The 13876-nt window shown below is 65.5% G+C and carries 12 protein-coding genes; 6 read left to right on the top strand and 6 right to left on the bottom strand.

Translation table 11 applies throughout. The features are described 5' to 3' along the window. Positions 1 to 33 precede the first annotated feature (33 nt). Positions 34 to 1023 (top strand): 2-hydroxyacid dehydrogenase, encoded by a 990-nt coding sequence (locus AC1ECK_RS13295; RefSeq protein WP_480319719.1) that lies wholly within the window; start codon positions 34 to 36, stop codon positions 1021 to 1023. Beyond that, the gene (locus tag AC1ECK_RS13290; RefSeq protein ID WP_480320126.1) at positions 1023 to 2378 is read left to right on the top strand and encodes a DNA recombination protein RmuC; all 1356 of its coding nucleotides are present in this window, start codon (positions 1023 to 1025) and stop codon (positions 2376 to 2378) included. The genes AC1ECK_RS13295 and AC1ECK_RS13290 overlap by 1 nt, the downstream gene beginning before the upstream one ends. A gap of 111 nt (positions 2379 to 2489) precedes the next feature. Here the strand turns inward: AC1ECK_RS13290 and AC1ECK_RS13285 are convergent, their stop codons facing one another. The 6 genes from AC1ECK_RS13285 to AC1ECK_RS13260 form a co-directional block, all read right to left on the bottom strand. Then, entirely contained in the window at positions 2490 to 2987 is a 498-nt protein-coding gene (locus AC1ECK_RS13285; protein ID WP_480320124.1) for an N-acetyltransferase family protein, read from the bottom strand. Further along, positions 2987 to 3262 carry a hypothetical protein gene (locus AC1ECK_RS13280; RefSeq protein WP_480319717.1) on the bottom strand — a complete coding sequence of 92 codons (276 nt, stop codon included), beginning with the start codon at positions 3260 to 3262 and terminating at the stop codon, positions 2987 to 2989. The genes AC1ECK_RS13285 and AC1ECK_RS13280 overlap by 1 nt, the downstream gene beginning before the upstream one ends. A gap of 80 nt (positions 3263 to 3342) precedes the next feature. Then, positions 3343 to 4638, bottom strand: a complete 1296-nt coding sequence (moeA, locus tag AC1ECK_RS13275; RefSeq protein WP_480319716.1) for a molybdopterin molybdotransferase MoeA — start codon at positions 4636 to 4638, stop codon at positions 3343 to 3345. Positions 4639 to 4736: 98 nt separating this feature from the next. Beyond that, positions 4737 to 5291: a molybdenum cofactor guanylyltransferase MobA gene (mobA, locus tag AC1ECK_RS13270; RefSeq protein ID WP_480320122.1), complete on the bottom strand. Its 555-nt coding sequence runs from the start codon at positions 5289 to 5291 to the stop codon at positions 4737 to 4739. A 79-nt stretch (positions 5292 to 5370) separates the two neighbouring features. Next, complete coding sequence (gene moaA, locus AC1ECK_RS13265; RefSeq protein ID WP_480319714.1) at positions 5371 to 6480, bottom strand: GTP 3',8-cyclase MoaA; 1110 nt, start codon at positions 6478 to 6480, stop codon at positions 5371 to 5373. Between the two features lie 151 nt (positions 6481 to 6631). Continuing rightward, on the bottom strand, positions 6632 to 9985 hold the full coding sequence (locus tag AC1ECK_RS13260) for an Rne/Rng family ribonuclease (RefSeq protein ID WP_480319712.1): 3354 nt from the start codon (positions 9983 to 9985) through the stop codon (positions 6632 to 6634). Between the two features lie 731 nt (positions 9986 to 10716). On the opposite strand from AC1ECK_RS13260, the gene AC1ECK_RS13255 reads away from it, so the two are divergent. Genes AC1ECK_RS13255 through AC1ECK_RS13240 form a run of 4 tightly spaced genes read left to right on the top strand, consistent with a single transcriptional unit; the run spans position 10717 to position 13806 of the window. Further along, a complete protein-coding gene (locus tag AC1ECK_RS13255) occupies positions 10717 to 11742 on the top strand; it encodes an RluA family pseudouridine synthase (RefSeq protein WP_480320120.1) in 1026 nt (341 codons plus the stop codon). Continuing rightward, positions 11735 to 12394 (top strand): HAD-IA family hydrolase, encoded by a 660-nt coding sequence (locus AC1ECK_RS13250; RefSeq protein WP_480319710.1) that lies wholly within the window; start codon positions 11735 to 11737, stop codon positions 12392 to 12394. The genes AC1ECK_RS13255 and AC1ECK_RS13250 overlap by 8 nt, the downstream gene beginning before the upstream one ends. Continuing rightward, positions 12391 to 12783, top strand: coding sequence for a Rieske (2Fe-2S) protein (locus AC1ECK_RS13245; RefSeq protein ID WP_480319708.1), 393 nt, complete (start codon positions 12391 to 12393; stop codon positions 12781 to 12783). Before AC1ECK_RS13250 ends, AC1ECK_RS13245 begins: the two co-directional genes overlap by 4 nt. A gap of 18 nt (positions 12784 to 12801) precedes the next feature. Then, on the top strand, positions 12802 to 13806 hold the full coding sequence (locus tag AC1ECK_RS13240) for a S49 family peptidase (RefSeq protein WP_480319706.1): 1005 nt from the start codon (positions 12802 to 12804) through the stop codon (positions 13804 to 13806). The last annotated feature ends 70 nt before the right edge of the window (positions 13807 to 13876 follow it).

The following is a 13876-nucleotide window of genomic DNA, read 5'->3' as shown; positions in this document are numbered from 1 at the left end:
AGACGGTACCGCTGCGCTATTCGGAGAAATGCAATGCAGAAGATCCTTGTTGCCCGTCCGATCTTTCCGGATGTGATCGAACGCCTCAAACAGTATTTCGAGGTCGACTGGAACAACGGCGAGGTGCTGGGCGCCGACGAACTGACGCGGCGGCTCGCCGACAAGGACGGCGCGCTGACGGCCGGCGACCCGGTCGGCGCTGCCGTGCTGGCGGCAGCACCGCGCCTGCGGGTGGTGTCGAACATGGCGGTCGGCTACAACAATTTCGACATGGCCGCGTTCAACGCGGCGAACGTGCTCGGCACCAATACGCCGGACGTGCTCAACGAATCCACCGCCGATTTCGGCTGGGCGCTGATGATGGCTGCGGCGCGCCGCATCGCCGAGTCCGAACACTGGCTGCGCGCCGGGCAGTGGCAGAAGTGGGCGTATGACGGCTTTCTCGGCACTGACGTGTACGGCTCGACGCTTGGCGTGATCGGCATGGGCCGTATCGGCCAGGCGCTGGCGCGGCGCGCTCGCGGCTTCAACATGCAGGTGATCTATCACAACCGCTCGCGGGTCGCGCCGGAGATCGAAGCCGGGTTGAACGCGGAGTATGTGTCGAAAGCGGACCTGTTGCGGCGGGCCGATCACGTTGTGCTGGTGTTGCCGTATACGAAGGAGAACCATCACACGATCGGCGCGGCGGAGCTCGCGCAGATGAAGCCGACGGCGACGCTGACCAATATCGCACGCGGCGGCATCGTCGACGATGCGGCGCTCGTCGAGGCGCTGCGCGCGAAGCGTATCGCAGCGGCAGGGCTCGATGTCTACGAAGGCGAGCCGAAGCTGAACCCGGCGTTGCTCACCGTGCCGAACGTCGTGTTGACGCCGCATATCGCGAGCGCGACCGAAGCGACCCGGCGCGCGATGGCCAATCTCGCCGCCGACAACCTGATCGCCGCCTTGGGCGAAGGCCCGCACGCCGGCCGTCCGGCGAACCCGATCAATCCTGAGGTTATCGGCAAGGCGCGTTCATGATGATGATCGGTTTGCTCGCGGCGGTCGGAGTGCTGGCCGTCGCGCTGCTGATTGCCTTACTGGTCCTGATGCGCGGCGGCCGCCACAGCGATCTGCAGGCGCACTTCGACGAGCTGGGCGATCACGTCGGCTCGACAGCCGAAGCGCAGACGCGTGCGTTTGAGCGTCTCGAGCGCGAGCTGCGCAGCGAGATCAAGGAAACCGCGCGTGTCTCGCGAACCGAGCTGAACGGCGGCTTCTCGCAGTTCCAGCAGACGCTCGCCACGCAGTTCACCAGCATGACGACGCTGCAGAACGGCAAGATCGACGGCTTCGCGCAGCAGCTCGGACAACTGATGGAGACGAACGACCGGCGCTTTGCCGAAGTGCGGGCGACGATCGAGCAGCGCCTGAAGGACATCGAGGCGAACAACGCGACCAAACTCGAAGAGATGCGCCGCACGGTCGACGAGAAGCTGCACGCCACGCTCGAACAGCGCCTCGGTGAATCGTTCAAGCAGGTGTCGGACCGTCTCGAACAGGTGCATCGCGGGCTCGGAGAAATGCAGACGCTGGCCGCGGGTGTCGGCGATCTGAAGAAGGTGCTGACCAACGTCAAGACGCGCGGCACGTGGGGCGAGGTGCAGCTCGAAGCCCTGCTGGAACAGTTGCTGACTGCGGATCAATACGCGAAGAACGTCGCGACGGTGCCGAAAAGCGCCGACCGCGTCGAATTCGCGATCAAGCTGCCGGGGCGCCAGCAAGCGGATCAAGCGGGCGGCGAGGCGGTGCCGGTGTGGCTGCCGATCGACGCCAAATTCCCGCGTGAGGACTACGAGCGCCTGATCGACGCGCAGGAGCGCGCCGATCCGCTGGCGGTCGAAGAAGCGTCGCGAGCGCTGGAGGCGCGCATTCGCGCCGAGGCCCGCACGATCGCGGAGAAGTATGTGGCGCCGCCGCACACCACCGACTTCGCGCTGCTGTTCCTGCCCACCGAGGGCCTCTATGCGGAAGTCCTGCGCCGGCCCGGTCTCACCGACACGTTGCAGCGCGACTACCGCGTGACGATTGCCGGGCCGACCACGCTCACCGCGTTGCTCAACAGTTTGCAGATGGGTTTTCGCACGCTTGCGATCGAGAAGCGCTCGAGCGAGGTGTGGCAGGTGCTCGGCGCGGTGAAGACCGAGTTCGGCAAGTTCGGCGACGTGCTGGCGAAGACGAAGTCGCAGCTCGAAACGGTGACGCGTTCGATCGAAGCCGCGGAAACGCGCACGCGGGTGATGAACCGCAAGTTGCGCGATGTCGAAGCGTTGCCGGGGGATCAGGCGAGCGGCCTGCTGGGCGACGCGCTGCTTGGCGCGGATGCGGACGAATAGTGCGCGAGGAAGGGACCAATCAGGGCCGGGCAGGCGGCGGATAGGGGCGGGCTGTGTCAGATCGCGGGTGGCGGTGCGCGTTGCGCAATTGCGTGCCGCAGCCCGCGGTCGCTATGCCTTTAGCGCTGCTGCGCCCGCCAACTCGTCCAGCGCGTCACCCGTGATGCGCACGACGCGCCAGTCGGGCAACACTGTCGCGCCCAACTTCTCGTAGAAATCGATTGCCGGCTGATTCCAGTCGAGCACGGTCCATTCGAAGCGGCCGCATTGCCGCTCGACCGCCAACGCCGCCAGTTGCCGCAGCATCCGCGTGCCGAGACCGGTGCCGCGCTGCGACGGTTGCACGTAGAGGTCTTCCAGATACAGCCCACGCCGGCCGAGGAAGGTCGAGAAGTTATGGAAATACAACGCATAACCGACGATGCTGCCGTCTTCCTGCTGGGCGACCATGGCTTCCGACGCCGGCCGCGCGCCAAACAGCGCATCATGCACGCCGGCTTCGGTGGCGACGAACAGATGCGTCAGTTTCTCGAACTCGGCCAACTCGAGCATCAACGAGAAAATCGCGCCGACGTCGGCGGGTGTGGCCGCACGGATCGTGGCAGTCATCATGCTTCCTCGGGTACGTCGCTCAACTGGATCTCGATGCCGCCGAAACGCGACGCCACCCAGTTATACGCATGGCAGGCAATCCACAGCAGCACGAAACCGAGGATCGCATTCAGCAACAGCGCGCTGAACACGGTGCTCAACTCGACCGAACCGTAGCGGATAAACGCGACCAGCACGCCGAGCAGCACGATCGGCACGCTGAAGGTCAGATACACCAGGATCAGTGCCTTGGCGGTCTGTCCCGGCCCGATGAAAGAGATCTGTTTTTTCATGTAGATCAAACCCGTTGGTCGTAGTAAGGGTAGAGGGTAAGAGTAGCGTCTGGGTAAAAATCGGCTAGGGCGCGCGAGCCTCAGATCAGGCCGTCGAACAGCATGATATCGACGCTTTCGCCGGCGCCTACGTCAGCGCGCTCGTGCTCGAGCACGATAAAGCAGTTGGCTTCGCTCATCGAACTAAGGACCCCCGAGCTTTGCGAGCCGGTCGGCGTGACATGCCATTGGCCGCGCGTGTCGCGCTCGGCTATCCCGCGTTGATACTCGGTGCGGCCCGCGCGTTTGCGGATCAGGTCGCGGCTTTGGGCCTGCACGAGCGGGACCGCTTGCGGCGTAGCGCCCGACATGACCAGCAGCGCCTCGCGCACGATCTGATAGAACGTCACCATCACGGCGACGGGATTGCCCGGCAGGCCGAAGAACAGTGCAGGCAGGCCGAGACCGGGGCGCTCGCCTGACCAGACGCGGCCGAATGCGAGCGGGCGGCCCGGGCGCATCGCCAGGCTCCAGAATGCAACGTCGCCGAAGGTCCGCAGCAACTGCTGGGTGAAATCCGCTTCGCCGACCGATACACCGCCCGAGGTCAGGACCACGTCGGCGCTGGCCGCCGCGCTGCGCAGCGCGGCTTCGAGCGCGGCGGGCTGATCGCGCACCACGCCGAGGTCGAGCGTATCGATGTTCATCCGCCGCAGCATCGCAAACAGCGTGTGACGGTTGCTGTCGTACACGCAGCCTGGATCGAGCGGTTCGCCGAGCGAGCGCAGTTCGTCGCCGGTCGAAAAGAACGCAACCCGCAGACGGCGCCGTACCGGCACTTCACCGATCCCAAGCGAAGCAAGCAGGCCGAGGTCCGAGGCGCGCAGGACACGGCCGGCGCGCAGTGCGGCGCTGCCGAGCGCCAGATCCTCGCCGGCGAGACGGCGGTTGGCCCCGCCGCGCACGGCCGAGGCGGCAAAACAGATGGTCTCGCCGCTGCGCGTGACCAGTTCTTGCGGCACAACCGTGTCGCAACCGGCCGGCATCGTGGCCCCCGTCATGACCCGCACGCATTCCGTTATCGCGACGGCGCCGCCAAAGGGATGGCCGGCCAGCGCCTTGCCGGCGACGCCCAGTTCAACGGCATCGCCCTGGCCGGCGAGCGCATCGCTGTTGAATGCGTAGCCGTCCATGGCCGAGTTGTCGTGCGCGGGCACATTGCCCGGCGACACGATGTCCGCGGCCAGCACGCGGTCGAGCGCGTCGTGCAGCGGTACGCGTTCGACGGCCGTGACCGGGGTGGCCCACTGCCGCACGATCGCCTGAGCGGCCGTGACCGGCAACGCCTGAGGATCGTACTGTGCGACGCAACTGGAAAATTCGTTAAGTGTGGTCATGAATGGAGAGGCGTCGCGGCCGGATACGGTCGGCCGGAACGGATCCGGTGGCCGCCGTGCGGCCGGAGCAGGACAACGGCTACGATCTCCGGGACGTCTCAATGACGTTCGAGGTCGGCGAGTTCTTGCAAAGAATTGATATTGTAAAACGCGCGCTCATCGGGAAAGGCGACTTCGACCGTCCTGTGGCGCGCGTACCACGCGCGGACCTTGCGTTCACCCGCCTCCAGAAAGGCTGAGAGGTCGTCGGCGAGGCTCGTGCGCAACAAGGCGAAGACCGGGTGGATGGACGTCTTCCCGTTGGCGTCGGCGGTGATGACAGTAGCGATATCGGCCTGCTGCGCGTCGAGCGCCTCCACGAGACGGGCGGCGAGGTCGGCGGGCAGCCCGGGCGAGTCGCACGGCGCGCTGAGGACGAACGCCGTGCGGGCGGCGCGCAAGCCGGCCAGCAAACCCGCCAGCGGTCCCGGGAAGTCCGCCAGCGTATCCGTCACGACAGTCGCGCCGAATGGCGCGCCAAGCGCTGCGTAGACCTCGGGATGGCGATTGGCGCTGATCAGCAGCGGCCCGGTCTGCGGCGCGAGGCGCTTCAGGACGTGCAACGCCAGTGCTTCGCCGTGCAGGGTTTGCAGGCCTTTGTCGACGCCGCCCATGCGCGTGCCGCGGCCACCGGCGAGGACGAGGCCGGTGAGGTTGGCGGGCGTGGGGGCGAGGGCGGCAGGCAAGACGGCCTCAGCCGCCGATGTAGGACATTTCGACGCGGCGCTCGTCCGGCGCATGCGACGCGGCCTCGCCGCTGCCGCGCAACTGCGAGTAACGGTCGGCGCGGCCCTGCCAGATCTGGGCAACCGCGGAGGCGATCTCCGCGTCACTCGAGCCGTTGCGCACCAGCGCACGCAGGTCGTGTCCCGCTGATGCGAACAGGCACAGATACAGCTTGCCTTCCGTGGACAGCCGGGCCCGCGTGCAGGTGCCGCAGAACGCACGCGTCACGCTTGAGATCACGCCGATTTCGCCGCTGCCGTCCGTATAGCCCCAGCGCTGCGCGGTTTCGGCGGCGCTGTGCGCCTCGAGCGGCGCCAGCGGAAAGTGTTCGGCAATCCGCTCGACGACCTCGGCAGACGGCAGCACTTCGGCCATGTTCCAGCCGTTCGAGGTGCCCACATCCATGTACTCGATGAAGCGCAACACGCAGCCGGAGCCTTTGAAGTGGCGTGCCATCGGCACGATTTCCGTGTCGTTGGTGCCGCGCTTGACCACCATGTTGACCTTCACGGGCGCAAGGCCGACTGCCTGCGCGGCGGCGATGCCCTCGAGCACGTCGTTCACAGCGAAGTCGGCGTCGTTCATGCGGCGAAACAGCGCGTCGTCGAGCGCGTCGAGACTTACCGTGACGCGGGTCAGGCCGGCGTCCTTCAGACTGCGTGCCTTGCGCGCGAGCAGCGAACCGTTGGTGGTGAGGGTGAGATCGAGCGGCCGGCCTTCCGGCGTCCTGAGCTGGGCGAGCCGCTCGATCAGGTATTCCAGATTCTTGCGCAACAGCGGTTCGCCGCCGGTCAGGCGGATCTTTTCGACTCCATGCGCCACGAATACGCCGGCGAGCCGCTCGATTTCCTCGAAGCTCAGTAGCGCGTTGTGCGGCAAGAAGGCGTAATCCTTGTCGAACACCGCGCGCGGCATGCAGTAGACGCAGCGGAAGTTGCACCGGTCCGTCACCGAGATGCGCAGATCCCGCAGCGGGCGCGACAAGGTATCGCGCAGCACGCCGCTCGGCGCCTGCACGGGGCCGGAAATAACCGGCACCGTGCTGAGATCGGCAACAGGGATGATGCGTCGGGACATGAATTGCTTCAAATGAGTGCAGTCTTCCATTTTAGCGGAAGGGCCGGCTGCCCGTAGTGGGGCGAATACCCTCAGGCGGGCAACAAAAAGCCCGCCGATAAGGGCGGGCTTTTCGTCCTGCGCGACACCTCACGGCGCCGGGCGTGACGGCTTACTGCGGGTGCTTCGCCGTTTCGACCTGTTGCATCGGTGTGCTGTCGGCCGGCGGCAACGGCTTGCGCTCGCGCGGCACGCGGACCGGCTTCACGGTCTGCGTAGCGGCTTCCTGGGCGGCACGCAGCTTGGCGGCGTCGGTATTGACCCACACGAGGCCGGCGCTTTCCAGCACCGGTTGCAGGGCTTCCGGCGACAGGCCGTTGCGCGCGGCCGCTTGCGGAGCAGCAGCAGGCGCCGGCTCGGCTGCCTCAAGCGGGGCTTGCGCGGGCGCTTGCACCGGTGCAACTGCCGGTTGCGGCGAGGCCGGGGCCATGGTTTCGGCAACGACTTGCGGCGCGGCTTCGGCCACCGGCTGTGCTTCCACCGGAGCAGCAACTTCGACTGCCGGAGCGGCCGGTGCTGCTTGTGCGATCGGTGCCGCAGCGGCGACCGGCTCGGCTGCAGCCGTTTCGACGACTGCCGGTTCGGCGGCTGCCGGTGCGTACACAGGCGCCTCAACTGCCGGGGTTTCCACCGCCGGGGCTGCCGGCGCTGCGCTCGCCGTTTCGACAGGGGTTGCTGCGGCTTTGGTTTCGACCGGAGCCACAGGCGCCACGGGAGCGGCCGGCGCCGCCGGTGCGAATGCAAAGTGAGCCGGTTCGGCTTGCGCGACAACCGGGGCTTCGGACACAGCAGCTTGTGCGGCCGGCGCGAAGGCTTCGGTGCTGGCAACCTGTTCGGCAGGCGGAGCCGTCGTTTGCGTTGCAGCGTGCAGTTCGGTGGCGACAGCGGTTTCCGTTGCCACGGCTGCGACGGCTACTTCAACCGGCGCGGCCGGCGCTTCATGACGCGGCTGTTGGGCCGGCATCTCGACTGCTGCGATGGCCGTTTCGCTACCTGCTTCGGCACCTTCGGCAGACTCAGCGCCTTCCGCACCGAGGTTGCCGCTCACGCCTTCTTCTTCACGCTCGCGACGACCACCACGGCGACCGCGACGACGACGACGACGCTCTTCGCCCTCACGGGCTACGGCTTCCTGATCGACGGGGGCGCCGCCTTCGAGGCTGCCGGCCTGGTTCTGGGTCAGAAGATCCGTCTGGTTTTCGTCCTGGATCAGCGCTTCAGCGGCTTCCGGCTGCTGCTTGCGGCGCTCGCTACGTTCCGGACGCTCGCCACGTTCGCGACGTTCACCGCGTTCCTGGCGCTCGCCACGCGCTGCGCTTTCCACCGCTTCGCCGCGCTCGGCACGTTCGCCGCGGTTTTCACGGCCTTCGCGCTCGCCACGGTTGTCGCGGCTTTCACGACCTTCGCGCGGCTCACGGCCACTACGCGGTTCACGGGCTTCACGACCCTCACGCGGTTCGCGTGCTTCGCGCGGCTCACGGCCCTCGCGAGTTTCACGACCCTCGCGGCCTTCACGTTCTTCGCGCCGCTGCGACGGCTGGCCCTGACGGCCGCCCAACGCCGCACCTTCGCCGCGCGCCGCACCATCACGGCCGCTCGCGCCGCCACGGCGGTTGCGGTTACGCTCGCCGCCGCGTTCGCCGTTGCGCTCGCCGCGCTCCGGGCGATCGCCGCGTGCCGGGCGCGCCGTCTGCTCGACGGGGGCCGGTGCTGCCGGTGCCGGAGCCGCCGGCGCCGCGCCGAACAGCTTCTTCAGCCAGCCGATTAAGCCACCGCTAGCCGGCGTGACTGCGACAGGCGCAGGCGTAGCCGGTGCAGCGGGGCGAACCGGTGCGCTCGGCGCCGGCTTTTCAGGCGTGATGCCCTTGACCGCCGCTTCCTGCTTCGGCTTCACTTCTTCGGCGCGCTTGCTGTAACCGGTTTCCGATTCCAGTTCGCGGGCCGCTTCTTCGGCCATCTTCCACGAAGCGCGCGGATCGTCGAGGCGCGCGTCGTCGTGACGCAGGCGCTCGAGCTTGTAATGCGGCGTGTCGAGGTGCTTGTTCGGGATCAGGACGACATTGACCTTGAAACGCGACTCGATCTTGTTGATTTCGGCACGCTTCTCGTTCAGCAGGAAGGCGGTCACTTCGACCGGCACCTGGCAATGGATTGCCGCGGTGTTTTCCTTCATCGCTTCTTCCTGAATGATCCGCAGCACTTGCAGCGCGGACGATTCGGTATCGCGGATGTGGCCCGTGCCGTTGCAGCGCGGGCAGGTGACGTGGCTGCCTTCCGAGAGGGCCGGGCGCAGACGCTGGCGCGACAGCTCCATCAGGCCGAAACGCGAAATCTTGCCCATCTGCACGCGCGCGCGGTCGTGCTTCAACGCATCTTTCAGGCGCTGTTCGACTTCACGCTGGCTCTTGGCCGATTCCATGTCGATGAAGTCGATCACGATCAGGCCGCCCAGGTCGCGCAGACGCAACTGGCGGGCCACTTCGTCGGCGGCTTCGAGGTTGGTACGGGCCGCGGTTTCCTCGATGTCGGCGCCCTTGGTGGCGCGCGCCGAGTTCACGTCGATCGCCACCAGCGCTTCGGTGTGGTCGATCACGATCGCGCCGCCCGAGGGCAGCGGCACCGTGCGCGAATAGGCCGTTTCGATCTGGTGTTCGATCTGGAAGCGCGAGAAAAGCGGCACATCGTCGTGATACCGCTTCACCTTGCTGACATTGTCCGGCATCACGATGTCCATGAAGGCGCGGGCCTGGTCATGGATTTCCGTGGTGTCGATGAGGATTTCGCCGATATCCGGCTGGAAATAGTCGCGAATCGCGCGGATGACGAGGCTCGATTCGAGATAAATCAGCATCGGCTGGCCAGCCGAGCCGCTTTGCGACGCGGCTTCGATCGCGCGCCACAGTTGCATCAGATAGTTCAGGTCCCACTGCAGCTCTTCGGCGGAGCGGCCAATGCCGGCCGTGCGCGCGATGATGCTCATGCCGTCCGGCAATTGGAGTTGCGCCATGGTTTCGCGCAGTTCCTGACGGTCGTCGCCTTCGATCCGGCGCGACACGCCGCCGCCGCGCGGGTTGTTCGGCATCAGGACCAGGTAGCGGCCCGCCAGCGAAATGAAGGTGGTGAGAGCGGCGCCCTTGTTGCCGCGTTCTTCCTTTTCGACCTGGACGATCAGTTCCTGACCTTCTTTCAGGGCGTCCTGGATACGGGCGGAGCGCATGTCGACGCCGTCACGGAAATACTGACGGGCGACTTCCTTGAATGGCAGAAAACCGTGGCGGTCTTCGCCATAGTTGACGAAACAGGCTTCGAGCGACGGCTCGATGCGGGTGATGATGCCCTTGTAAATATTGCCTTTGCGCTGTTCGCGCCCGGCGGTTTCGATGTCGATATCGATGAGTTTTTGCCCATCGACGATGGCTACGCGCAGTTCTTCCTGCTGCGTCGCGTTGAACAACATGCGTTTCATTGAACGGCTCCAGAGCGGCTTAGCCTGCCCACGCCTTAGCGTTTGTCGGACGCAAAGGACGATCAGGGCAGCGGCATGCCGCGCCTTATTGTGTTTTCACAAGCACGCTGGAGCGGGAAAAATGGCGGGGAGAATTGCCTGAGAGGGCCCGGTCCGTACAAAAGGACGCGGTGCCGCAGGGCACATGCGAACACGGCTTCAAATAACGGCCCGACACGCCGCGGGTACTGCCGGCTGACCTGCACACGCCTTCATCCACTCGCGCCGGTGCGCCAACTGGGCGCGTGACCGGAGGGTCGAAGACTGTGGTCGAGCCGCAGCGGGAAGTTCGCGCAATAGGCGCGTCTTTTCTCGCCGGGGGTGTCTCGCCTCATTTTGACGTCGCCATGTCTTGTACTTTCTACAAGACGCCTTGGGCGCACGCCGTATTTTCGCAACCGGAAGCCTCGTCCTGCAGGGCGTCAAACCGCCCGATACCAGAGGCTCGCAGTTAAATTCTTTTTTACCAAAATTCCGTTACCGCGGAGCCGACCGTGACCGAACGCGCCTGTGGGCGCCGTCCCTGCCGGGTGCTGACTCCGTGCGTACAACTTGTTGCATCTCGTTATGCGGGTGAGCAACCAGACCCGGGCGCAAGTAAAATGACTGTTTATCGCTTGCACCTGCGCAGACCGCCAGAATACCGGACAATGCGCCGGCCGCCGCAGACTGCTGGGCAAATTATATTCAGAATGAAAGAGTTAGGCAAAATATCCCAGAAATCGGTCGCAAGCGACCAGGTCTCGATGATCGAGATCGACGACGGCGCGGCCGGACAGCGCATCGACAACTTCCTGTTGCGCGTTTGTAAAGGTGTGCCGAAGAGCCACATTTACCGCATTCTGCGTAGCGGGGAAGTGCGTGTAAACAAGGGCCGGGTCGACGCCCAGTACCGCCTCGAGCATGGCGATCTGGTGCGTGTCCCGCCCATCCGAATTGCCCAGGGAACCGAAGCGAGCACTCACAATCAGGTGCCGGCCGGCCATTTCGATATTCTTTTTGAAGATGACCACATGCTGGTCATCGACAAACCGGCCGGCGTCGCCGTGCACGGCGGCAGCGGAGTGGCGTTCGGGGTGATCGAGCAGATGCGCGAGGCGCGTCCGCAGGCAAAATTCCTCGAACTGGTGCATCGGCTGGACCGCGAGACCTCCGGCGTGCTGATGCTGGCCAAGAAGCGCGCGGCGCTAGTCGGCCTGCACGAGCAGATCCGCGAGAACAAGATGGACAAGCGCTACTACGCCTGCGTGCACGGCGAGTGGGCGAGCGACTGGGGCCGCCGCCGGGCGGTCAAGGAGCCGCTGCACAAATATCTGACGGCGGACGGCGAGCGCCGCGTGCGGGTTCAGGCGGACGGCCTCGCGTCTCACACGGTCTTCAACCTGGTGAACCGCTGGCCGGACTACGCATTGCTCGAAGCGGAACTGAAGACCGGCCGCACGCATCAGATCCGGGTTCACCTGGCGCATCTGGCGTTGCCGATCGTCGGTGACGCTAAATACGGCGACTTCGCGCTGAATAAAGAGCTGGCGCGCACCAATGCGCGTCCAGGGCTAAAGCGGATGTTTCTGCATGCATACCGGCTCAAGCTGACGCACCCCGCTACGGGAGCAGTGCTGCAGTTCGAGGCGCCGCTGCCGGCCGAATGCCGCCGCTTTATCGACCAGCTCAATGAGATTAACCAAGGGTCAAACCCGGAGACGGATACGCATGGCTAGAGAGCAATTTGATCTGATCGTCTTCGATTGGGACGGCACCTTGATGGATTCGACCGCGCATATCACGCGCAGTATCCAGTCGGCGTGCCGCGATCTCGGTTTGCCGGTGCCGGCGGACGAGGCGGCCAGCTATGTGATCGGCCTCGGCCTGCGCGACGCGCTGCAGATCGCCGCGCCCACGCTCGATCCATCGGAGTATCCGCGTCTTGCCGAGCGCTACCGCTTCCATTACCTGGTGAAAGACCAGACCACCGAACTTTTTGCCGGTGTGCGCGAGATGCTGCAGGAGTTGCGCGATCAGGGCTATCTGCTCGGTGTCGCCACCGGCAAGAGCCGGGTGGGCCTGAACCGCGCGCTCGACCAGTCGCGCCTCACCAGCCTGTTCGACGGCACGCGCTGCGCCGACGAAACCTTCTCGAAGCCCCATCCGGCGATGCTGCACGAACTGACCCGCGAACTGGGCCAGGATCTGGCGCGCACGGTGATGGTCGGGGATACGACTCATGATCTGCAGATGGCGATCAATGCGGGCGTGGCGGGCATTGGCGTCACCTACGGCGCGCATCCGGCTGCTTCGTTGTCGGCGCTCGAGCCAAGGTTTGTCGCCCCGAGCGTGAGCGCATTGTCCGCCTGGCTGCGCGAGAACGCATGAGCGCGGCTGCCATGGAGCCGGTCCGGGTATGCGCCTCCGATGAACTGATCGACGGCGGAGCAGGGCTGCGGCGCGCGGCGAAATATGCCGGCGGCGAGGCAATTGTCTTTTTTGTCCGGTATGGTGGCCACGCTTATGGTTATCTGAACCGTTGCGCGCACGTGCCGATGGAGCTCGATTGGGTTGAGGGTCAGTTCTTCGAATCTTCGAGTTTATACTTGATGTGCGCCACGCACGGCGCAATTTACGCGCCGGACACAGGTAAATGTGTCGGCGGTCCGTGCCGTGGCGGCAGGCTGCGTCCCGTTCAGGTCGACGAACGGGATACGCCGGATGGCCGCGCGGTATTCTGGCTGCCGGACGACGACCTGCGTCCGGTCACCCCCTGACTCTTCGATCTGCGACGCATGTCCGACAATCTCACTCCCGATCCGAACCAACCGTCCTCCGCGGGTCGCAAGCCGCCCCCCGCCGATGAACCGGGCTGGGAACGCGCCGCGCTCGAGCGCATTGCGCTGGCTGCGATCAGCGAGCAGCGTGCGGCGCGCCGCTGGAAAATCTTTTTCCGTTTTGTGTTCATTGCCGTGCTGCTGCTGGTTGTCTGGGGTGTCTTCGACTTTTCCGGTGAGAAGGTTGCCACGACCGGGCGTCACACGGCGCTGATCACACTCGACGGCGAAATTGCCGCGGACACCAATGCCAATGCCGACGACGTCGACTCCGCGCTGGAAAGCGCCTTCGACGATGCCGGCACCGCGGGCGTGATCCTGAGCTGCAACAGTCCGGGCGGTAGTCCGGTGCAGGCGGGCATCATCAATCGCGATATTCGCCGGTTGCGCACCAAATATCCGTCTATTCCGCTGTACGTGGTGGTGGGCGACATGTGCGCTTCGGGCGGCTACTACGCGGCGGCAGCGGCGGACAAGATTTACGTGGACAAGGCGAGCATCGTCGGTTCCATCGGCGTGCTGATGGACGGTTTCGGCTTTACCGGCCTGATGGACAAGCTGGGCGTCCAGCGGCGTCTGCATACTTCGGGTGAGAACAAGGGCTTTTTCGACCCGTTCTCGCCGGAAACGCCGAAGATGGACGCGCACGCACAGGAAATGCTCGATCAGATCCACCAGCAGTTCATCGACGCGGTGCGCGAAGGCCGCGGCAAGCGGCTGCATGAGACGCCGGATATCTTCTCGGGCCTGTTCTGGACCGGCCAGCAGAGCGTCGACCTGGGGCTGGCGGATGGCTTCGGCGACGCCGACTATGTGGCGCGCGAGATCATCAAGGCGCCGGATATCGTCGACTACACCGTCAAGGAAAGCATCACCGACCGCGTTGCGCGCAAGTTTGGCGCGGCGGTCGGCAGCGCCGCGGTTCATGCGCTGGTGCTGGGCGGGAAGATGAGCTTGCGGTGAGAGGCGTGGCGGCTGAGCGCCGCCGGGTACCGCAGGGGGCGGCATCGGCGGCGGGCATGCCGTCAGCCTG

Source organism: Paraburkholderia sp. SSBN10T, assembly GCF_056619545.1.
This window is presented reverse-complemented; position numbering and strand designations above follow the sequence as displayed.